The sequence below is a fragment of the Roseofilum sp. KMC-1 genome (assembly GCF_057802075.1).
Genome location: NZ_CM173605.1, coordinates 2,481,411 through 2,502,153, shown reverse-complemented (window position 1 = coordinate 2,502,153; position 20,743 = coordinate 2,481,411). Strand labels below are relative to the sequence as shown.

At 43.8% G+C, this 20,743-nt stretch carries 16 protein-coding genes and 1 pseudogene; 6 read left to right on the top strand and 11 right to left on the bottom strand.

Going from position 1 to position 20,743, the window contains the following annotated elements:
- Positions 1 to 22: 22 nt before the first annotated feature.
- The 3 genes from AC3FZD_RS11770 to AC3FZD_RS11760 form a co-directional block, all read right to left on the bottom strand.
- Positions 23 to 2,899, bottom strand: a complete 2,877-nt coding sequence (locus tag AC3FZD_RS11770; RefSeq protein WP_488736210.1) for a sensor domain-containing protein — start codon at positions 2,897 to 2,899, stop codon at positions 23 to 25.
- Positions 2,900 to 3,114: 215 nt separating this feature from the next.
- Entirely contained in the window at positions 3,115 to 4,137 is a 1,023-nt protein-coding gene (gene hpnH / locus AC3FZD_RS11765) for an adenosyl-hopene transferase HpnH (RefSeq protein WP_488736209.1), read from the bottom strand.
- A 115-nt stretch (positions 4,138 to 4,252) separates the two neighbouring features.
- Entirely contained in the window at positions 4,253 to 4,528 is a 276-nt protein-coding gene (locus AC3FZD_RS11760) for a DUF3493 domain-containing protein (protein ID WP_488736208.1), read from the bottom strand.
- 97 nt (positions 4,529 to 4,625) lie between these two features.
- Here AC3FZD_RS11760 and rnhA point away from each other — a divergent pair, with 97 nt between their 5' ends.
- On the top strand, positions 4,626 to 5,486 hold the full coding sequence (gene rnhA / locus AC3FZD_RS11755; RefSeq protein ID WP_488736207.1) for a ribonuclease HI: 861 nt from the start codon (positions 4,626 to 4,628) through the stop codon (positions 5,484 to 5,486).
- A gap of 76 nt (positions 5,487 to 5,562) precedes the next feature.
- Here the strand turns inward: rnhA and AC3FZD_RS11750 are convergent, their stop codons facing one another.
- Positions 5,563 to 5,835 carry a hypothetical protein gene (locus tag AC3FZD_RS11750; protein WP_488736206.1) on the bottom strand — a complete coding sequence of 91 codons (273 nt, stop codon included), beginning with the start codon at positions 5,833 to 5,835 and terminating at the stop codon, positions 5,563 to 5,565.
- 105 nt (positions 5,836 to 5,940) lie between these two features.
- Between AC3FZD_RS11750 and AC3FZD_RS11745 the strand changes: the two genes are divergently transcribed.
- From AC3FZD_RS11745 to AC3FZD_RS11730, 4 genes are all read left to right on the top strand, one after another.
- Entirely contained in the window at positions 5,941 to 6,870 is a 930-nt protein-coding gene (locus AC3FZD_RS11745; RefSeq protein WP_488736205.1) for an exopolyphosphatase, read from the top strand.
- A 168-nt stretch (positions 6,871 to 7,038) separates the two neighbouring features.
- The gene (locus AC3FZD_RS11740; RefSeq protein ID WP_488736204.1) at positions 7,039 to 7,773 is read left to right on the top strand and encodes a DUF928 domain-containing protein; all 735 of its coding nucleotides are present in this window, start codon (positions 7,039 to 7,041) and stop codon (positions 7,771 to 7,773) included.
- 37 nt (positions 7,774 to 7,810) lie between these two features.
- Positions 7,811 to 10,591 carry a CHASE2 domain-containing protein gene (locus AC3FZD_RS11735; protein WP_488736203.1) on the top strand — a complete coding sequence of 927 codons (2,781 nt, stop codon included), beginning with the start codon at positions 7,811 to 7,813 and terminating at the stop codon, positions 10,589 to 10,591.
- Between the two features lie 175 nt (positions 10,592 to 10,766).
- Positions 10,767 to 12,218 carry a phosphoglucomutase/phosphomannomutase family protein gene (locus AC3FZD_RS11730; protein WP_488736202.1) on the top strand — a complete coding sequence of 484 codons (1,452 nt, stop codon included), beginning with the start codon at positions 10,767 to 10,769 and terminating at the stop codon, positions 12,216 to 12,218.
- Positions 12,219 to 12,293: 75 nt separating this feature from the next.
- Here AC3FZD_RS11730 and AC3FZD_RS11725 read toward each other — a convergent pair whose 3' ends face one another.
- From AC3FZD_RS11725 to AC3FZD_RS11695, 7 genes and pseudogenes are all read right to left on the bottom strand, one after another.
- The gene (locus tag AC3FZD_RS11725; RefSeq protein WP_488736201.1) at positions 12,294 to 14,408 is read right to left on the bottom strand and encodes a pentapeptide repeat-containing protein; all 2,115 of its coding nucleotides are present in this window, start codon (positions 14,406 to 14,408) and stop codon (positions 12,294 to 12,296) included.
- A 112-nt stretch (positions 14,409 to 14,520) separates the two neighbouring features.
- Positions 14,521 to 14,829 (bottom strand): hypothetical protein, encoded by a 309-nt coding sequence (locus tag AC3FZD_RS11720; RefSeq protein WP_488736200.1) that lies wholly within the window; start codon positions 14,827 to 14,829, stop codon positions 14,521 to 14,523.
- 84 nt (positions 14,830 to 14,913) lie between these two features.
- The gene (locus AC3FZD_RS11715) at positions 14,914 to 15,396 is read right to left on the bottom strand and encodes a TM2 domain-containing protein (RefSeq protein ID WP_488736199.1); all 483 of its coding nucleotides are present in this window, start codon (positions 15,394 to 15,396) and stop codon (positions 14,914 to 14,916) included.
- 118 nt (positions 15,397 to 15,514) lie between these two features.
- Complete coding sequence (locus tag AC3FZD_RS11710; RefSeq protein ID WP_488736198.1) at positions 15,515 to 18,013, bottom strand: vWA domain-containing protein; 2,499 nt, start codon at positions 18,011 to 18,013, stop codon at positions 15,515 to 15,517.
- 495 nt (positions 18,014 to 18,508) lie between these two features.
- A complete protein-coding gene (locus tag AC3FZD_RS11705; protein ID WP_488736197.1) occupies positions 18,509 to 18,733 on the bottom strand; it encodes a hypothetical protein in 225 nt (74 codons plus the stop codon).
- A 193-nt stretch (positions 18,734 to 18,926) separates the two neighbouring features.
- On the bottom strand, positions 18,927 to 19,031 hold the full coding sequence (locus AC3FZD_RS11700; protein ID WP_488740329.1) for an NACHT C-terminal alpha/beta 1 domain-containing protein: 105 nt from the start codon (positions 19,029 to 19,031) through the stop codon (positions 18,927 to 18,929).
- Between the two features lie 55 nt (positions 19,032 to 19,086).
- Positions 19,087 to 20,082 (bottom strand): annotated as a pseudogene (locus AC3FZD_RS11695) (NACHT domain-containing protein); the annotation flags it as partial.
- 377 nt (positions 20,083 to 20,459) lie between these two features.
- Between AC3FZD_RS11695 and AC3FZD_RS11690 the strand changes: the two are divergent.
- Entirely contained in the window at positions 20,460 to 20,693 is a 234-nt protein-coding gene (locus tag AC3FZD_RS11690; RefSeq protein WP_488736196.1) for a hypothetical protein, read from the top strand.
- The last annotated feature ends 50 nt before the right edge of the window (positions 20,694 to 20,743 follow it).

Below are 20,743 nucleotides of genomic sequence, written 5' to 3'. Positions count from 1 at the left end.
CTTCCCCCATTCCCCCATCTTCCTATCTCCCTATTCCCCTAAGATAGTCCCGAAACTTTTCAGCCGTTAATGGTTTGCTAAAATAATAGCCTTGCCCATAGTCGCAACCTAAGCTTTGCAAAAATGCTTGCTGTTCAGCCGTTTCAATTCCTTCGGCGATCGATTTTAAGCTCAAGGACTGGGCCATTCCCAAAATCGTTTTTACCAAAGATACCGCTTCTGGATCTTCGGGAATTTCCGTAATAAAAGAGCGATCGATTTTTAAAACTTGGAAAGGATAGCGTTTGAGACTACTTAGAGAAGAATATCCAGTGCCAAAATCATCAATCGCTAACCGAATTTGGCGATCGTGTAATTCTTGAATTAATTCTTTGGCATTAGGAATATCTTCCATCAGCAATCTTTCGGTAATTTCCAACTCTAAACAATAGTTGCTCAGGTGATAGCGTTTAACAGTTGCCAAAATCTCATTGATAAAATTAGATTCCCGAAATTCGCGGGGAGATAAGTTGACCGCAACCCAGAGGGGATAATCATGATGAAACTCTTGCCATTGAGCCACTTCTGCACAGGCTTGATCTAGGGCCCAAGCTCCCAATTGTACAATTAATCCCGTTTCTTCGGCAATGGGAATAAATTGGTCGGGTCTAACTTCACCCAGTTCTGGATTCGACCATCGCATTAAGGCTTCTGCACCCACAACACATCCAGATTTCAGGTCAATAAAGGGTTGATAGACCATATACAATTCATTTTGAGAAATAGCATGGCGCAGATATTTTTGGACTAAGTTGCGCGTCTGCACTTGCTGATTAATTTTAGGGGTGAAAAACTTAAAGGTATTGCGTCCTTCGTTTTTTGCTTCATACATGGCAGAATCAGCATTTTTCATGAGCATGATTGCATCAAGTCCATCATCAGGATATAGGGTAATCCCAATGCTGACAGAAATAAAAATTTCTTCTCCTTGAATCTCAAAGGATGTCTTAAAGACTTGCAAGATATTATGGGCAATATTTTCAGGATCGTAAATGGACTCAACGTTAGGTAGAAGAATCAAGAATTCATCTCCCCCTAATCGCGCTAGAGTATCGCTTTTTTGGATACAGAGAAGGAGTCTTTGGGCTACTTCTTGCAGCAATTCATCACCGAGTTCATGGCCTAAGCTTTCATTGATTTGCTTAAAATGATCGAGATCTAAAAGTAAGATCGCCACCTGATTTTTTTTCTGCTCGGCTTGGGCAATAGCTTGCTGAAGGCGATCCCGTGCTAAGATCCGATTCGGTAAGGCTGTTAAGATATCATAATTAGCCTGATATTCTAGGAGTGCCTCATTTTGCTTGCGTTGGGTAATATCTTCTTTGACGGCAACAAAATGGGTGATTTCTCCTTCAAGGTTTTTAATGGGCGAAATAGAAGCGTATTCCCAAAAGAGATGGCCATTCTTGCGTTTATTTTTAAATTCTCCATACCATTCTTGTCCGGATGCAATCCTTTCCCACATCATCTTATACTCTTGATCGTTGGTATGACCGGATTTCAAAATTCTGGGATTTTGTCCTTTGACTTCTTCGGCACTATAGCCCGTCACTTTTTCAAATTTGGGATTCACATATTCAATATTTCCCTCAGCATCAGTGATGACGATAGAAGCAGGACTTTGTTCAGACGCTTGATAGAGAATTTGTAATTTTTCTTGAGCTTCTTTGAGACTGGTAATATCAATCAGGGAAACCAAATGAGCCATTTCTTTTTCCCAAGGAATTTCTACAGCTCTCACTTGCAAGATAACTGGGACTTGTCCCCATTTTTCTAAGACTATTTCTGTAGTCTTCCCTGATCTGTCTACGGCAAAGTAAGTTCCAATTAAATCTTCTTTTTTCTGGTTTAATAAGTTCTCTGCCACTGGATTAGCAAAAATGATTTGCCCTTTTTGATTTAAGACCACTAAGCCATGAATATGAGTGGAAATAATATTTTTGAGCCGTTGTTCGCTTTGACGCAGGTCTCGATCCGCTTGATAGCGATCGCTAATATCAGTATACACGGCAATTGTGCCGGTAAATTTACCACTGACATCTAACATCCGCTTAAATTTGACTTCAAACCAGCGTTGACCTGTCTGAGTCCAGAGTTGAGTTTCATAGCGCTGTTCTGATTCCTCGGAGTTGATAAAATTGAGTACCTGTTGATTGAGCCAAGGCAGTTCGAGTTCAATCGGTTCTGGGCTATAATAAAGGGAACCTGGAACAGTCATTTCTGTAAAGGTGCGGGCAGCAGAGGCATTTAAGTTAACAATTTTATTGTCTTGATTCAATAAAAATACTGCATCGGCAAGGCTTTCAAATAAGGTCAAATACTTATTCTTAATATTGGCTAAATTGCGATTTTCTTCCTGTAGCTCTACGATAGATTGATTAAGATTTTGACTCACCCATTCTCCACAAAATCCTAGCTCAATTCTATCAAAAAAACGGTTAATAAATAAGCGATATAATTGGCATTGGTGGGGGCTAAAATTTCCCATGTCGAGTAAATCAAGATAGGATTGCCGATAATATTTAAATAACCCCAAAAATAACTCGATAGTGATTCCTCGACTCCGATGGCGTTGCGCTTCTACCATGCCAAACTCAGTGCCAATATCTGGTGTTTGCGAGGGATTGGGACTTAATTCTTGAATGCCAGAATTTTCGGCGATCGCCTCTATCAAAGGTTCGGATAACCCACAAATCGACACGCGCCAAGCTTCAGCTAAGGTTGAGGTATAGACTGCATATCCCTGTTGCTTGGCATAGTGCAAGATTTGATGCATTAACCACTCTTCATGACTCGCAATTAAATCAGATAAGGGTTGAAAAGGATTTTGAGAATGATTATACTGGCTGGCCTTACTCATAGGTGATTGTAGAGGGATGAATCCTATCGCATCTACTCCATCAATTCATGGAGAAATTGGGAGTTTTTAATCTCTCAATTACAACGTCTTTAACTATTGTAAATCTAGCACCCTGACAACGGATGGGTTTTGTTTCAGTTTGTTACACTTGCAAATATTTTACCTATGTTATTCATCCCTGATAGGCATTATGGAGCCTTAACCCGACATAGGGTTTAACGCGCTATGCCAAATAGGGAACCAAAAGAGCGCCCCATATTCTTCGGATCTAAAGCATCAACGGCTGCGGTGGGTTCATAGCCACAATGTACCATGCAATCGGCGCATTTGGGATTGCCACTGCGGTGACCATATCGATCCCAATCGGTCTGATCTAGCAATTCTTGGAAGGTTTGATAATAGCCTTCATTGAGTAAATAGCAGGGTTTTTGCCAACCTAAAACGCTATAGCTGGGACTTCCCCAAGGGGTACAATCATAGTCTTTTTCTCCGAGGAGAAAGTCTAAAAATAGGGGATTATGGTTGAAATTCCAGTTTTTTTGGCCGGATTTGAAAGGGGCGAGAATTTCCCGGAATAGCGCTCTGGTTTGTTCCCGTTTGAGGAAATGATCTTGATCAGGGGCCCAGGCATAGCTATAACCAGGAGAAATCATCATGCCATCAACGTTTAGGGTGGCGAGAAAGTCAAAGAATTTTTGCATTTCTTGGGGGTTAGTGCCCTCAAATACGGTGGTGTTGGTGGTGATGCGGAATCCTTTGGCTTTAGCAGCGCGAATGGCTTGTACGGCGATGTCAAATACGCCTTCGCGGTCTACACAGCGATCGTGTTGTTCCCGTAAGCCATCTAGGTGAATGCTAAAGGTTAAATAGGGGGAGGGTTGAAACTGGTCTAAATATTTTTCTAGGAGTAATCCATTGGTGCATAAATAAATAAACTTTCTGCGCTCAATTAATCCCTTGACAATTGCCCCAATTTGTGGATGTAAGAGGGGTTCTCCGCCGGGAATGGAAACTACGGGCGCACCACATTCTTCTACGGCAGCAAAGCATTGTTCTGGGGTAAGATGCTGTTTGAGAATTTCTTTGGGATGCTGAATTTTACCACATCCAGTACAAGCCAAATTGCACCGAAATAGGGGTTCGAGCATTAAGACGAGGGGAAATTTTTTGCGCCCTAATAGTCTTTGGGTGACTAAATATTTTCCGACTTCAATGGCTTGTTGCAGGGCAATGGCCATGATTGCTCCTTTTAGGGTAACTGGGGATATGGGGCTTTAGTATATAGCATTTCCCATGGATTCGTCAGCTTAAATTGCCTCTGCCTATACCCATCTGTTATGGATGGGGAATAATTTATTTTCGGTTTTCCAGACGATAAAGCCATACCATCAGGGCAATTACGCCAATTTGCACGGCTAGGTTGCCTAAAGTGGTGCTGATATCTTCTCCGGAAGCGAGTTTAGCGAGGAAAATAAAGGCTCCGATGAAACCGGATGTGGCAAAGGTGGCGTAAATAAACTGACGTAATCCTCGATAGGGAGCTTTAGCTTCGGCTTTGAGGCGAGCATATTTTTCTAGACTGAGGGAGGTTTTGCGCCCAGGTTTGGAGCGGGGAAGATCGGAAGGCATGGGTTGGGGGAGTAAGAAGTCTGGGAAGATTTTACCATGGAGAAGGCTTAGGGCCAGGAAAAGCAGAGTATAGTATAAGGTCTAGGTTTAACTTGAGATGTTTGTGCAATTAATGGAATCTGAACGTAAGGTTAAAAGCGTTTACACCGATGGAGCCTGCTTAGGAAATCCTGGGCCAGGGGGATGGGCTGTAGTTGTCAATTTTACGGATGGCTCTGTCTATGAAATGGGGGGATCAGAGGCGGATACGACGAATAACCGTATGGAGTTACAGGGGGCGATCGCCGGTTTAAGGTTGGTGGTGGCTTTAGGTCAGACTGAAGTGGTGACGATGTTTACAGATAGTGAATATGTGCGTAAGGGGATTACCCAATGGATTCAGGGCTGGAAAAATAAGGGCTGGAAAACGTCTCAAGGAAAACCAGTACAAAATCAAGATTTGTGGGAAAGTTTAGACCAGTTAAACTCGAAGATGGTGGTGTGGGAATATGTGCCAGCCCATAGGGGCGATCGCGATAATGAACGCTGTGATACGATTGCAAAAGCCTTTGCCAGTGGTCGCTCTCCTAACTTAAAACAAGCTTTAGATACTCACAAGGGATCGACCCTTTCCCCCCTAAATGGGCAGAACGCGCTACAATCCACGGATGTTGCTTTGAACAGTGGCATGACAGATGTAAGCGCTTCTTCTAATCCTCTTTCCTCCGACAGTACGGAGAATTTGCCCCGTGATGTACGAGTTGGACAACTGCGAAACCTGATCGAAACCTTACGCATTGCTGACGAAATTGCCAGTCATGCTTATCTCATTACTAGCTCAGAGTTGGCAGATTTAATGGATGTCAATGCCAGTGCGGTAACGAGTCGCGGCGATCACTGGGTTTGGCGAAACTGGGTAGTTTCTAGGGTTCGACGTGAGGGAAATCAGATCCTATGGCAACTTGAGAGAGTGGATTAGGTTCTGATGGGGTCAATTCAATTAAAACTTAAACATTTTCAGGTCGGTGACAGCCGAAACAATTAACAATTGACCCCTATCCTCCCATCCCCCCATCTAGTGGGTCATCAATAACTTCATAGCTGGTAACATCGATCGCGTCAATCCCTTCCGTCGGTTCAGCCGGGTTAGTCTCTGGTTTGCGGATCGCTTTTTGAGTCCATTGCCTGGCTTGCTCAAAATTGGAGGCAACAGCCAAGAGTCCCCCGGCAACTATAAACACAGGAAGGGGAACCGATAGCTCTTGGAGCTGTTGAATAATTTCAGCTAACACTAATAACAGGACAAAACAGCTAATCCAGAGTCTCATGAGTTTCTTAATTGGTTGATAGCACGGCTATTGACTATACTATACTCGAAGATTATCCCAGAGTCCCTGGTTGATGGCAGTTCGTTATTTAATAAGAGGTTGGTAATGGTTGATTCACAATACCGGTTAGTTACTCGCAGTGATTTTGATGGGTTGGTTTGTGGGGTTCTTCTCAAAGAGCTGAATTTGATTGATGAGATTAAGTTTGTGCATCCGAAAGATATGCAGGATGGCAAAGTGGAAATTAGCGATCGCGACATTACCACCAATTTACCCTATGTCCCAGGGGCCCACTTGGTGTTCGATCACCACTTGAGCGAAACCCTACGCATCGACTCTAAACCAGACAACTACATTATCGATCCGAATGCTCCTTCTGCCGCTAGAGTTGTCTATGACTATTATGGCGGAAAAGAAAAGTTTCCCGATATTTCCGCAGAGATGATGAAGGCAGTCGATCAAGCCGACTCTGCCCAGTTTTCTGCCGAAGAAATTCTCAATCCTACCGGTTGGGTTCTCCTCAATTTTATCATGGATGCCCGCACCGGCTTAGGCAGATTTAAAGAATTCAGAATCTCCAATTATCAATTGATGATGGAATTAATTGATTATTGTAAAGCCCACACCATTGACGAAATTCTCGCCCTCCCGGATGTCCAAGAGCGAGTCAATCTTTATCAACAACAGCAGGAACAATTCAAGCAACAATTACAGCGCTGTTCCCAAGCCTATAATCACTTGGTAGTCATCGATCTGCGTAAAGAAGAAACCATTTATGCCGGAAATCGGTTTATGATTTATGCCCAATATCCTGACTGTAATATTTCCCTGCATATCATGTGGGGATTGAAACGGCAAAATACAGTCTTTGCTATGGGTAAATCGATTTTAAATAAGACTTCAACCCTGAATATTGGCGAGCTGATGTTGGCCTATGGAGGGGGAGGCCATGCCAATGCCGGGACTTGTCAAATTGATAACAATCAGGCTGAAGGAATTAAGGCGGAATTCATTGATAAACTTCAGAATACTTAAGGATTCTATGGCATTTTAACCCCTTCTCGCCCAGGAGAAGGGGAGCGATCGCTTCATCAACTCTTCAAGCAATGGTTGTCATTCTTTACCAAAACTTGTTGGATTTTTATCGGAAAAGCCAGCACAATAGAACTAAGCCCCCTGTAAACCCTCATCCAAGGATTGATCATGAGACCTGCCTATCCCGTTTCGCGATCCCCACTGCTGGGTTTAATCGCAGCAGTTACCCTGAGTTTAATCGCAGCAGTTACCCTGAGTTTAATCGCCCCTTCAACACAAGCGGTAATCTTTGAACCTCCAGAAGATCCAGCCCCCGACTCTACATTGGGGGGAGGATCTCGCGATCTACAGCAGTGTGTTTCTGTTCAAGAGGGTTTGCTCCCCGTGACTCCTCTACTTCCAGAGAGCCAAATCGGGTTTACGGTGGCTGCCAAGCCAACGATTTATATCTATGTTCCCCAAAGTCCAGCTCAAAAGGTGTTTTTTAGTCTGCAAACTGAAACGGGAGAGAGCCATTATCAACAGGAAATGGAGCTACCAGGAACCCCTGGAATTATGGGGTTTCAACTGCCAGAAGATGCACCTGCTTTAAAAGAAAATGTCAATTATAAATGGGCGATCGCCTTCATTTGCGGGGAAATGCTGCAACCCGATAGTCCAGAATATACTGGGTGGATTCGTCGCTTACCCCAACAAGAGTATTCTATTTCCTCCGATCTGTCTTTAAAGCAAGTGGAAGATCTCGCTCAAGCCCAACTCTGGTATGACACGGTTTTTGCTTTAGTGCAATTAAAATTACAACAACCGGATAATCCAATGTTGACCGAAAATTGGACAGAGCTATTATCATCTGTTGGACTAGAGGCGATCGCCGATCAACCGATCCTCAAATCCCAACCTTAAACTCTGCATACTCCGTGGCAACAGTAAAGATCTCCCTATGTGGCATCATCTCAAGCAATATTTTCAGCAATGGCAACCCTTGCTCACCATTGCTCCGAGTGTCACCGCTACGGTGATGGTTGCGGGAATGGCTGGAGGATTTCAACTGCTCGAATGGGCAACCCTAGACCAATTTTTCCGCTATCGTCCTCTGGAAGATCCAGAACCACGCATTACCACGATCACCATTGACGATCGCGATATCCATGAAATGGGCACTTGGCCCCTCAGTGATGCTACATTAGCCCAAATAATTTCTATTCTCAATCAACATCATCCGCGGGTGATTGGTTTAGATTTATATCGGGATCTACCGGTGGCTCCAGGGACTCAAGAATGGATGCAGGTTATGGCTCAAACTCCCCATTTAATCGGCATTAAAAAGGCAGTGGGACAACGGGTTGCGTCCCCTTCTGCCCTTGAGGAAAACCAGCAAGTTGCCCTCGCTGATTTGGTGGTAGATGCAGATTCTAAAGTCAGGCGAGCGCTGATTGTGTCTGTGGATGAAGAGGGACAATTATTACCGACTTTGGGTGTGCGAACGGGTTTGGATTATTTACGCGGGGAAGGAATTGAACTAGAGACGGTTGATTCAGAGCGCAAGTTTTATGGGTTAGGAAGAGCAATATTTCGCCCTTTAACCTCTCAAAATGGCAATTATCGCCAAGCGGATTTGGGCGGCTATCAAATTATGCTGAATTATCGGGGAACTGAAGATCGGTTTGACTCCATCACCATTACAGAATTGCTTAAAGGGGATTTTGATCCCCAATTAATTCGCGATCGCCTCATTCTTATGGGTTCTGTTGCCGAAAGTACCAACGATTTTTTTCATACCCCCTACAGTAATCGCAATCAAGAGACCTCCGAGCCAATGCCTGGAGTCTTTATTCATGCCAATATTGCCAGCTTAATGTTAAGTTCTGCCCTAGATGGCCGCCCGTTATTATTGGTATTATCTTTACCCTTAAAAGGTCTCTGGGTCTTTTTTTGGTCTGAGGTGGGAGTGCTGTTAAGTTGGATACTCCCTACCATAAAATTTTCCCCAACCCGCAGTTTTCCCGGTCTCACCATTGTAGCGGTCAGTGTCAGTGGCTTGACAATCTTTGGGGCGGGCTATGGTGCGTTTTTAATGGGATGGTGGATGCCGGTGATTGCCCCCCTCTCTGGGTTAACCGTTGCTGCCATTTTCGCTATGAATAGCCGCTATCAACGGCAATTGCAGCAGGCGAATATAAAATTACAGGAGTATTCCCAGACCTTAGAGCAAAAAGTTCGCGATCGCACCCAAGAATTGGAACAGGCTAAAATTGCTGCCGATTGTGCTAATCAAGCCAAAAGTGAATTTTTAGCCAACATGAGCCATGAATTACGGACTCCCCTCAATGGAATTTTAGGCTATACGCAGATTCTCCAGCGATCGGATAATCTCCTCAAATCTCAAGTTGATGGAATTCATATTATTCATCAATGCGGCTCTCATTTACTAACTTTAATTAATGATATTTTAGATTTATCAAAAATTGAAGCTAGAAAGCTAGAACTACAAAACACTTATTTTCATTTTCCTTCATTTTTGATGGGGATTGTGGAAATATTTCGCTTGCGAGCAGAACAAAAAAATCTAGAATTTATCTATCAGCCCGATCCCTTTCTACCCGTTGGTGCTTATGCCGATGAAAAGCGTCTGCGACAAGTTTTGATTAATTTACTGGGAAATGCGATTAAATTCACGGATCGAGGACAAGTAATTTTTAAGGTTATCAATCAGTTCTCTAAAGGGGAGACTTTGACTATTCATCAAAAAATCTGGATTCATTTTGAAATAGAAGATACCGGTTTCGGCATGTCTGATGACCAAATTAAACACATTTTTGAACCCTTTGAGCAAGTGGGAGAAGCAAAAAAAAGATTAGAAGGGACTGGCTTAGGTTTAACCATTAGTCAAAGAATTACAGAATTGATGGGCAGTCAAATTCAGGTAGACAGTAGCTTAGGAGAAGGAAGTCGCTTTTGGGTTGATTTACCCCTAACGGTCGCGGCTCAAGCAACCGATAATTTTTATGCTCATCAAGATCGAAAAATTGTCGGTTTTCAAGGAGCAGTTAAAACGATTCTTATGGTCGATGATAAGTGGGAAAATCGGTCAGTTATCGTCGGTTTGTTAGAATCAGTAGGGTTTAAGTGTCTTCAAGCCAATCAAGGGGAGGAAGCCTTGAAGATAATGCAGAATAATAAACCTGATTTGCTGATTACTAATATTATGATGCCGGTGATGAATGGCTTAGATTTAATCCAACATATTCGCCAATCCGATCGCTGGAAAAATATACCGATTATTGTGTCTTCTGCTAAGGTTTTTGCCGCCGATCAAGAAGAAAGTTTACAAGTAGGTGGCGATGCCTTTTTGCCCAAACCTGTACAAGTAGATCTCTTATTTTCATACTTACAAAAATACTTGAATTTAGAATGGATTTATGCCCATCAAGGATCGGGAAATTCTGAGGTACGAGTACAGAAAGATATAGTTCATTCAGCAGAAAATGATCATCTCGAACAACAGATGATTTTCCCGGAACAGAAGATTTTAGAGAAATTGCTGGATTTAGCCCTAAGAGGTAACATTCATAGCTTGGGGAAAGAAGCGATCGCCCTGAAAAACCATAATCCTGCCTATGTCCCGTTTGCGCTCAAGCTGCAACAGTTGGCGGATAGCTTTCAAGTGAAAGAAATTCAACATTTGATCAAATCTGGCTTAAATACAGAAATTAAACGTTAATCCTGGAGTAGGGGCAAAAAAAAAATCGCTTTTACAGTATGTTCTCTAGCCCAGAGCGCTCTATTCTGCTTTTGAGAGAATTTGTAATAAATATTGATATTTTTCTAGATAGCAGATGGGCCGAAAATTGGCGGTAAACTCAAGAAGTAAGTCTTTATGGAAAGAGGCAGCATTTATGGCAAGAATGTCTTTTAAAAACCCGATTAAATTTGGTACAGATGGCTGGCGAGGGGTGATTGCGGCAGATTTTACCATGGAACGGGTCGCTCAAGTAGCCCCGATCGCCGCCCAAATTTTAGCAGAACGATATGGCGATCGAAATAGCCGTACCATAATCGTCGGCCACGATCGCCGGTTCTTAGCCGAAGAATTTGCCCAAGTTGCTGCCGAAGCCATGCAAAATGCCGGTTTTAATGTCCTGCTCACGAATACCTACGCCCCCACTCCTGCCTTTAGTTGGGCAGCCAAAGAAAAAGGGGCCCTCGGTGCAATTGTCATGACTGCTTCCCATAACCCCGGTCAATATTTAGGCTTAAAAGTCAAAGGAGCCTTTGGGGGTTCCGTCTCCCCAGAAGTCACCCAAAAAATAGAAGCTCGACTCGACCAAGATCCGCCCCCAGCCGCCGCACCGGGAACCCTAGAGCGGTTCGATCCTTGGCCCTCCTATTGTGAAATTCTGCGCTCTAAAGTGGATATTGGAGCGATTCAATCGGCTATTATCCAACGTAAATTGACCGTGTTTGCTGATGTCATGCATGGAGCAGCAGCCGGAGGACTAGCCCAAATTTTAGGGGTGGATATTCGAGAATTAAATAGCGATCGCGATCCCCTATTTGATGGCGGTGCGCCGGAACCTCTGCCTAAATATTTACCCCAATTATTGACCGATATCAAAGCCTTTTCTAGTTCTGGAGAAAGTTCAGATTTAGTGACCGGTTTAGTTTTTGATGGCGATAGCGATCGCATCGCTGCCATTGATAAAGATGGGACATACATGAGTACCCAAGTTCTGATCCCTGTCCTGATTGAACACTTAGCCACCCGACGGGGGTTTACCGGGGAAGTGGTTAAAACCATCAGTGGCTCCGATCTAATGCCCAAAGTCGCCCAACTCTATAACCTATCTGTCTATGAAACGGCGATCGGGTATAAATATATTGCCGATCGCATGTTAGAACAGTCCGTTCTCATTGGCGGTGAAGAATCCGGTGGTGTTGGTTATAACACCCATATCCCCGAACGGGATGCCCTGCTTTCCGCCCTCTATGTTCTCGAAGCCGTCGTGCAATCCGGGCAAAACCTCGGTTATTTATATCGTAAATTACAAGAAAAAACCGGGTTTTCCTCCATGTACGATCGCATCGATCTCCCCTTAGCCAGTATGGAAGTGCGATCGCGTCTTTTACAAGAATTAGAAACCCATCCCCTAACCGAAATAGCAGGCAAAACCGTCACCGACTGCAATACCATTGACGGTTACAAATTCCGATTATCAGATGGAAGTTGGCTCCTGGTTCGCTTTAGCGGAACCGAACCCGTTTTACGTCTCTATTGTGAAGCATCTACCCTAGAAAACGTTCATCAAACCCTCAATTGGATTAAAGATTGGGCGAATCAATTTACTTAAACTACCGCACAAATGGTAGGGTGTGTTAGCGACAGCGTAACGCACCCTAAACCAAACCAACAGGTATTCTCCAAGCTATTGACAATTCGGGTGAATGGCTCCTTGAGAGCAAAGATAACTTAATTGCTTCTCATCTAAGTTTTGGACTTCACTAAAATCAACCCCTGTAAACCCTTTAGATGCTGTTGCCGGAGATTGTTTTTCAATAAATTCATCCTTGTTGGGAGATTTTGCCCCGACTTCAAACACAGCACCCTCAAAGTTAGCACCCGCTAATTTTGCTCCTTGAAAGTCTACATTCACTAAAACTGCGCCCGTAAAATTCGCATTTTGGAGTTGGGCATTATTCAAATCAGCTCCTGTTAGTTGACTTTGGGAAAAATCAGCCGACTGTAATTGGGCGTTGCTGAAATTAGCTTGGGATAAATTGGCATTTTCCCAAGTTGTTTCTGTGAGATTAGCAAACTTAAATTGACTGGAAATCCCCTGAACTTGTCCTAAGCGCGATCCCTGTAAATTGGCAAACGAGAAGTTGGCATCATTTAAATCGGCTCCGGTTAAACTAACGGTTTCCAAGAGGGCAGACTGGAGCGTAGCACCAGCTAACTGGACACTACTGAGATTTGAACCCGTTAGTCGTGCTTCATTTAAGTTAGCTTTATTTAAGATAGCGCGAATTAAATTGGTGCGGCGAAGGGTAACATTAGATAAAACAGCCCCTGTTAAATCTGCTTCTTTTAAGTCTGCACCACTTAAATCGGCAATTAGGTCATCAAATGTACCCAAGCGCTGATCTTCCCCAGCACCATAAAATCGACTCCATTTTAAGCTGGCTTGGGAGAGGATAGCACCGCGAAAATTAATCCCAGAAAGATCGGTTTTTTCCATGGCAGCAACAAAGGCAACGGGGGCAGAGGTTTTGCCTAAATCAACTTGCGCCAGAGAAAAGGTGTTGGGATTTCCTTGGTCAATCGTCAGGATTTTGACGATCGCCTGTTTGGTCGCCCGCAACCGTAAGCGGATCGTATTTTGTTGGGTTTGGCTACTCCCTGGACTGAGGGTTTCCATGTCCTTTCTCAGAGCTAAATTTGCCCGTTGCAAATAGGGTAGAGCATCGGGCCCCATGCTAAACAAAGCCTGTTGAATGGCATCGACTAAACTAGGGTTGGTTTCTTGTACCAATAAATCGACTAAAAATTGGTAGGCTTTTGGGTTATTGAGCGTACCCATGGCTAAAACAGCTTCGCGGCGTTTTTGGTCAGAATTCGCCACTGAGGGGTCAAGCTGTTGCACCAGTTCAATGAAGAGTTGATTATCCTGAGCATCCCCTTGGCGCACCGTGGTTTGGGACTGGATAAAAATTTGCGTTCCCACAAATGTGATCAGTACAGAACCCAAGCCTAACGCGATCGCACTCACTAGGGTGATACCGGGATGGGTTTGCATCCAATACCATAAGCTGGGTTCATCTTTCCCCGTTTTAGGCATAAGGGCTAAAGCACCAGGGGGGTCTTCTTCCGAGCTGGTATAGCTGATGGGGAGAGGTTCGGAGATGGGATAGGTTCCCGCAATGCGGTCATGGAAAGCGCGATAATAGCGGTCAAAGAGGCCGCTAAACACTTCCACGGTAAGCATTAAACCCGATAGTCCTAGTAAAATTGCCAGTTGCGGAAAAGCTCCACTATAGCGCCAAATGCCATAGGCCACCCCCAGGGGCAGTCCCCAACGCCCGATCGCCTCCCGCACCACAGCCCGCCCGATACCCGGAACGCCGCCATTAAAGGAGATCACCCGCACCCCTAACCAGCGTTTGGGGGAAGTTTGGCCGGTGGTTCCCAGCAGATAGAGTTGCCATCCTCCTACGGCTACGGGAGCAATAAAGGCGACTGACCAGAGTAAGTTGGTGAGGGGAGAAACCGGTTGTTGGCGATCGCTGATTTGTAGGGCTAGGGTTTTGGCGATCGTCTCTTGGCCCGTCGCTACCATAGAATTCACCGGTACTGGGGGTTGATTCCCTCGATCTTTAACCTGGTTTCCCAAACTATAGGGAACTGCCGCACTCACCACCACCATTGACACTTCAACCACCCAAGCACTAAACCGACGCAGGGATAAGGGAGGACGACGGAGCTTCAGGGTGGGGTTAGAAAAAGGGGAATTACTCTCTTTCGGGGCCGTTGAACTTGCCATAGGGTCGAGTTTTGAACTGGGAATGAACTAAAAGAATGCGTTCCCCAGGGAAAGACCCGATCCTATTCCCTCTGGTCTGTCTTTCCCTAGATCAAGCTTTTTGCACTTTAGCTTAATTTTGGGAGGGGTCAGATTCAATTAAGAATTTGTAACCTAAGTACAAGGCTCCCCCCAATACGGCTAAGGTGATTACCGTGGTAACCAAGCGTAGGAAGAGACTGAGAAGCCCAAATCCAATCACTACAGCCACGCCAGCGACCACCAGTTTTCCTGTATTGGATAGGCTTTGATACCAGGTTTGAATCTTGGTCAAAAGGGCTTTAATCGACCCAGAGCTGAAGGTTGGTTCAGATGGAGGATTGAGTTGTTCTTCGATCTCTCGCAGACGGCGATTCGGATCGCGGGGATTTTCTGGATTCATCGGTTCTCCTCTGCAAACAAGGTGCTGATGGGCAACTCTATCAGGATAGCGTTTATTCGTCCCAGAGGGGGTTGAATAACCGTTCTATAGTTCTTCAAATCTGTACAAAACCACCCCGGTATCGGGATGATTATCTACCGTTGCATACCCTTTTTTGAGCATCTCCATCAACAGGCGTTCCACTTCATCAAAATCTAAACCGGTATCGATTACGGCTTGAGTTACAGAAATCTCTCCTCCCCGTGCAGCAGCAGCTTTGACTAATCTTACCTTGGCGGGTTCTGGTGCTTGTTTTTCGGTCACTTCCACGACTTGACAGGGGATAGTCCGAGGGGTTAAAGGGACACCGGTTGGTGATAAATTATGTTTGGCCCGATATTTAAGGTTATATTCATCAACCATATTGGGGATAAAGAGTAAGTCAATAAATTGACCGACTCCAAATAGTCCGAATGTACAACACCAGAGAATGCCTGTAGCAATCTTACCATTATAGAGGCGATGAATACCGTTGGCTCCAAACATGCCGAGGAACCAGAGCAGATAGCTTGTGCTAACCTTATTCATGGATTGAGTCTAGGGAAAATTTGAAAAGCATAAAGCACTGTTTCTCCTATGCTAACATGAGAAACAGTGACCGGTTGGGGGCGATCGCCAAAATCGCCCCCTAATCCTTTGGAATCACCTAAGACACGCTATAATACTCAGTCGTAGGATAAACACTGATGATGAGATCCCCGACTTCAAAAAATAGACCCTCTTTTTCTGACTTGGAAAACTTCAAATCCCCTGATTTGGCAGCGAGTTCATCGGCAGTATAAGCAACTGCTTCTAGCTCATCAGGAATCAGTCCCGTTGCTCCAATATAAAACACCAAGGGCGAAATTTTTTCTCGATACAGTTTTTCTAAGGCTTGATTAACCTTGGTCAAACCTCCAGTTAAAGCTTCCACAAACTGCTCTGTTTCAACTGTTTCCTCTTGCCATTTTTTCTCCAGCAAACTCACGAGATCGGCTGCACCTAACTCGTTCAAAAGCTCGGTGACGCTACCATTTTTTTCCAAGCCCAGAAATTCATCAAAAATTGACTTCATCAAGTCATCTACTTTGGTCACTTTAGTGCGCTTTGATAATGTCTTGTGACCAAAAACTACCCCATGATCTAGGGTTTGATCGAAGGTCGGTTTATCGAGTTTTTCTCCTGTCTGCCGATTGTAGACTTCATAAAACCGGTCTAAAAACTTGTTGGCTGAATGCAATTGACCCAGATTGAGAATTTCACAATTGCCTAGCTCAATTTTATAACTCACCCGCGAGTCAACTTTACCGGTATTGATTGCTTCTTCTAAATCAGCATATTCAGTTGTTGTGGGAAAGTTCAGATACAAATTCTTGGATAAATAATGCGCTTTAAGAGCTTCTAATTGATCCCCAGTATAGGTATCTGAAACCTCTTTGAGATGGGCAGAAAAAAGACTCGACAATACCCGCAAAATGGCCAATCGTGAAAATACTCCCTGGACTTGAGTATAATCGGCTGCCATGGGCACAATGGGCAATGGGGTTAAGTCAACTTCGTATTCCCTATTACTATCAAATGCATCTGCATTGGAGAGTAAATGCTGTTCTTTGAACACCTTAAAGACTTTGGGGTTACTAAATTTTACCCTTAAGCTCTCCACATTTAATACGCCATCGCCAATGAGAGTATAGTTGTTGTAAGATTTCAACTCATTGAGCAAAATTCCAGCAACTTCGGTAATGGGGGTTTCATCCTCAGCTTTGACCAATTTGACTGGACGGGTAATGAGTAAATTGATGGTGGCGGTATTGCGATTGATGTCAAATGACCCCATTTGTACATAGTCACCACTATCCACATATTCAGTCTTCAGCCAAGGTTTGACTAAGTGACCATCAGCGTCTCGCTGGCCAGGAATGCGCTTAATTCCCCGGCGCTGATAACAATCTTGGAGATGTTTAAGATTGAGAATAATTTGCTCTTTGTGGGTCTCGAATAATTGGATCAGGTCTAAAATGGGCAAGTTTTTGTTAATGGGAACTTCGGACAGAATTTGGTGTTCTGCTAAATTCTGCGGTTCATAGATTGCCTGGTCTAAAGCTTGGGAAAGTTCGACCAGTTGACTATTGGTGATGGCTTTGCCATGGCGCTGGGATAAGGTGGCATCAAAGGTGCTGACAAGGGCATATTTTGCCAGGTTTAAGTTGCCATCAATCAGTTGCGCTTTGGCGAAGGCAAAGACGGATTCATCGGTTTGAGCGAGGGGAATATCGGTTAATTGCTCAAATTCGGTTGGGGTGAGTTTTTGATATTTGTAGAAGATGCCATCATCGTCTTTTTTGAGTCCCAAAATTTTCAATTTGCCCGCATTACCATTGAGCTTGTGGGCGCTGTGGGAGAGGAAGATCTGATAGTCATATTCTTTGAAGAGGGGTTCTTCAATGGCTTCGGCGATCGCCTCCCCTAGAAGCTTGGAAGTGTTATAGAGGGCATCATAGACTTGTTTTACACTGCCTGCTTGTACGCAAGTTCCCGACACCAGGTTTGCCAAACGGGAGAGTAATTTAAAGTCAGAACTGGCAGAATAGGCGATCGTGTTCAGAAAAACATTGCTCTGGTTCAAATTCTGACAAATTTGTTCGAGGGTTTCCACTTCCGATCGCACGTTGGGATGGTTGGCATAACCATCACTATGCAGGGTAATAGCGGTTAATTCATCGGGTTGAACTAGCTCGGTTGCCAGTTGCAGCGCTTGGGATATGCAGGTTGCACCAGAAACTTGTATATTTTGAATCTCCTGAAGATAGGAAGAGTTCAGTTTCATCACTTCTTGAATGGGGATGCGCTGAAAATGACAGATCAAATTGCCTTGAGATGAGTAGGAAATCAGGGTTATTACCAGTTGGCTATGGGTGTATTCTTCTAGAGTCAGAAGCTTGATGAGGGTTTCCTTGAGGGGGTTGATGTCATGGTACATCGAGCCGGAGCGATCGATCGCTATAATACTATGGGCGATCGCATCTACTGCTTCCGTATTCGAGTTCTCTTGCTTCTGACTTAACCGTTGGCGATCCACTCGATAATAAGCCTTTGGCTCACCGGTAAGGTTGTAGAGGACAAACTTAGTTGTCGGTACAGGGGTGACAGCAGTGTTCTTAACCATAGGTGATGGGAGCTTCTTGCATCATTACTCCCTTATCCTAACTAACGTTGATTATTTTGTCAACATTTTCATCATCGGTGGCGGTGCAAGTAAGGCTATTGAAAAATCTCAAAAGTCAATTCATCGAACTCAAAGTATTAAAGTTATTTCTATTTAGCGGCCTAGAAACCGGGTTTCTTCAAATCTTTGGGTAAGCAGGAAAAGTTATGGCAGAAACCCGGTTTCTTAAATCTCCTCTAACCAGTGGCATAATAATCGAAATCGTTTGGTTTCTGTGTTTTCGATAGATTGTAAAATCACTATCTAGGGTGATAATTTGGCTATCTTCATACATTTCACTCATTCTCACTAAACAGGCATCGGCTAACGACATAGGGACTGAAACATAGCGTTGCATGAGGCTCTCTATCGCTTCTATTTCTTGGTTTAAAGTAAAGGGTATAACCAGATATACTTGTTTGATTAATTTTAAGATAGTTGCTTGTCCTTTCCTTCTCAATATTGAGGATTGTAGGACAAATCCTCTAAGTCACTATCGAGACAGCCCATAAATTCTTTCGCTGCTTCTGCGAATGAAACTTCAGGTGATTCTATGGTTTTGGGCGCTGTTTGCTGGTGGCTAGATTGGTATTCTAAGAATTCTAGGAATTCAAGTAACTTTTGCCATTGTTCAGGGGGCAATTGTCGAATTTTTTGGATGGCTATTTCTAGGGTAAGCATGGTTCGTTAATATTGATTCGCAGTTTTCAGCTAGGTCAGGTTCGAGTTCAATAGTGAGTTGAGTGGCAATTTCTCTTGTTTCCTCTTTTTGTCTATCAAAGGATATTTTAACCTAAAATTTCAGAAACCGGGTTTCTAGCAAAATATCGGGTTTGTAGCAGAAACTCTCGCAGAAACCCGGTTTCTTGGCTGCTCAAATCTCCTCTAACCAGGTTTCAATGGCCGATATCAGATTCGGTTGATTCGGCGGAAAGCCTTTTAAGGGCGCTTCTAGGGGTTCCTCCGTGAGGAAGGCAATGGCTACGGTGTCGGTGAGTTGTTGGCAAAAGGCGATAGGTTTGAAAGTTCTGTAACTGGCTGGGGTTGGCTTGCCACAAATTCAAGCGACAGGTCATAATAATCTGTGCCTTGCTCACCCAACCTTGTAAATCTAAAGACTGTTGCTCGCTCTGACTCATTTCATCGAAGCCATCTAAAAGCAACCAGACTGCACCCGCCTCAAATTTTTTCCTCCAGTCTGCTTTGATTTGCTCCGTTGCATCAACTAATGTTTGATCAATCCAATTTTCTTTTAAATATTTGTGAAGTGGCTGATTGCCCAATTTTGCCAAGGATACCCAAACCACTAAATCATCGGTTTTTTGTAATAACCAAAAGGCTAATTTCTGGAGTAACGTGGTTTTCCCCGCCCCCGGTTCCCCAATAATTACAATATTTCTCTCGGTGCGTTCGCAGATGATTTTATCACGAAACTTTTCGTAAGCGAACTTTTCCGTTTCCTCCACTTCCTGCCTGGTGAAAAAATCCGAACCCTTTGCAGCGTCAATATCTTGGGGGTGTTTTGGGTTCTCACTCTGTTTCGGTTTCACCAAAGCTAAATCGACAAACAAATCCTCATCAATTAAGTTGCGATTGCGATTTCCATCAACCTGACCGATAATTTCATTAATGGTTAAGTATTTCTGTTTAAGTAACATCCGACGGCAAATATTTTGCCATTCATCAATGACATATTCTACCTGAAACTCCCCAATTTTTTCATTGATCAGGGTTTTAAGCTGCTCATACCCGGTTTGGGAACTCTCCACAATCAGGATAATACTGCCTTCCTCAACCTTGGTAATGGAGAGGGTTTTATCCTTGAGGCGGTTTTGCAGGGTTTGGGTAATTTCCGTGAGTTTCTGTTGCGCCTGTTGATAGTTGCCTTTGAGTCCTAAAATACAGCGCTTTCTTGCATTACTTTTCTCATACTGATCCAGCAAGAACTGGTACAAAATTGGCAGCTTACCGTGAGATGGCTTTTGTAGTGCAGGGCAATCTTTTCCAAACTTATTATAAATCTCTTGCATTCGCTTGGTGACAGCCTCTTGACCAATTTGATATTTCTTCTCTGAAATGCCTTCATTGAGTACCTGAGTGAATTGGGCTTCATTTTTAATATAACTCTCTTTCTCTGGGAATCGCTTCAATAAAGTTTCTTTCGCTTCTTCAGAGAGACAGTGATTTTCGGCTTTTTTTTTGAGAAAGTCTTGCCAATCCATGACCATACTCTTGACTCCATGCACTCTTTTTCTAGTTTAAATCATTAACTCAAAATTGCGACTCAAAGCCTTGAATTATAAGGGGTTACACTATTTTCCACTTTATTCCACTTCCCGTTCCAATTCTCTTCTTTCAGATCTCAATAGTCTAGGTTTTGTCCTCAATAAAACCGGGTAGATGAAAGATGGGGACTCAATGGAATCGCATTAAACAACAGCAAGAAGCGTTACGACAACAACGGGAAGCTTTAGAAGATGCCTACGCCAATTTCGTTGAACCCCAGATGAATCAACAGATTGAAATTCCAGTTCATCCCTTACCCCCTCCTCCCGTCAATTCTTCGGTTTGTTACTACGTCTGCGGATGGTTGCTGGTGACTCTGGTTTATTGTCTCTGCATCCGTTACCGTAATCAGTGATCTTGTAAAGATTGCTTCACTCCACTGCGTTCCGTTCGCAATGACTTATC

What these genes read in the sequence shown, in the direction of transcription:
- AC3FZD_RS11770 (WP_488736210.1), bottom strand. Translation starts at nt 2,899, where the DNA reads ATGAGTAAGGCCAGCCAGTATAATCATTCTCAAAATCCTTTTCAACCC.
- hpnH (WP_488736209.1), bottom strand. Translation starts at nt 4,137, where the DNA reads ATGGCCATTGCCCTGCAACAAGCCATTGAAGTCGGAAAATATTTAGTC.
- AC3FZD_RS11760 (WP_488736208.1), bottom strand. Translation starts at nt 4,528, where the DNA reads ATGCCTTCCGATCTTCCCCGCTCCAAACCTGGGCGCAAAACCTCCCTC.
- rnhA (WP_488736207.1), top strand. Translation starts at nt 4,626, where the DNA reads ATGTTTGTGCAATTAATGGAATCTGAACGTAAGGTTAAAAGCGTTTAC.
- AC3FZD_RS11750 (WP_488736206.1), bottom strand. Translation starts at nt 5,835, where the DNA reads ATGAGACTCTGGATTAGCTGTTTTGTCCTGTTATTAGTGTTAGCTGAA.
- AC3FZD_RS11745 (WP_488736205.1), top strand. Translation starts at nt 5,941, where the DNA reads ATGGTTGATTCACAATACCGGTTAGTTACTCGCAGTGATTTTGATGGG.
- AC3FZD_RS11740 (WP_488736204.1), top strand. Translation starts at nt 7,039, where the DNA reads ATGAGACCTGCCTATCCCGTTTCGCGATCCCCACTGCTGGGTTTAATC.
- AC3FZD_RS11735 (WP_488736203.1), top strand. Translation starts at nt 7,811, where the DNA reads ATGTGGCATCATCTCAAGCAATATTTTCAGCAATGGCAACCCTTGCTC.
- AC3FZD_RS11730 (WP_488736202.1), top strand. Translation starts at nt 10,767, where the DNA reads ATGGCAAGAATGTCTTTTAAAAACCCGATTAAATTTGGTACAGATGGC.
- AC3FZD_RS11725 (WP_488736201.1), bottom strand. Translation starts at nt 14,408, where the DNA reads ATGGCAAGTTCAACGGCCCCGAAAGAGAGTAATTCCCCTTTTTCTAAC.
- AC3FZD_RS11720 (WP_488736200.1), bottom strand. Translation starts at nt 14,829, where the DNA reads ATGAATCCAGAAAATCCCCGCGATCCGAATCGCCGTCTGCGAGAGATC.
- AC3FZD_RS11715 (WP_488736199.1), bottom strand. Translation starts at nt 15,396, where the DNA reads ATGAATAAGGTTAGCACAAGCTATCTGCTCTGGTTCCTCGGCATGTTT.
- AC3FZD_RS11710 (WP_488736198.1), bottom strand. Translation starts at nt 18,013, where the DNA reads ATGGTTAAGAACACTGCTGTCACCCCTGTACCGACAACTAAGTTTGTC.
- AC3FZD_RS11705 (WP_488736197.1), bottom strand. Translation starts at nt 18,733, where the DNA reads ATGCTTACCCTAGAAATAGCCATCCAAAAAATTCGACAATTGCCCCCT.
- AC3FZD_RS11690 (WP_488736196.1), top strand. Translation starts at nt 20,460, where the DNA reads ATGGGGACTCAATGGAATCGCATTAAACAACAGCAAGAAGCGTTACGA.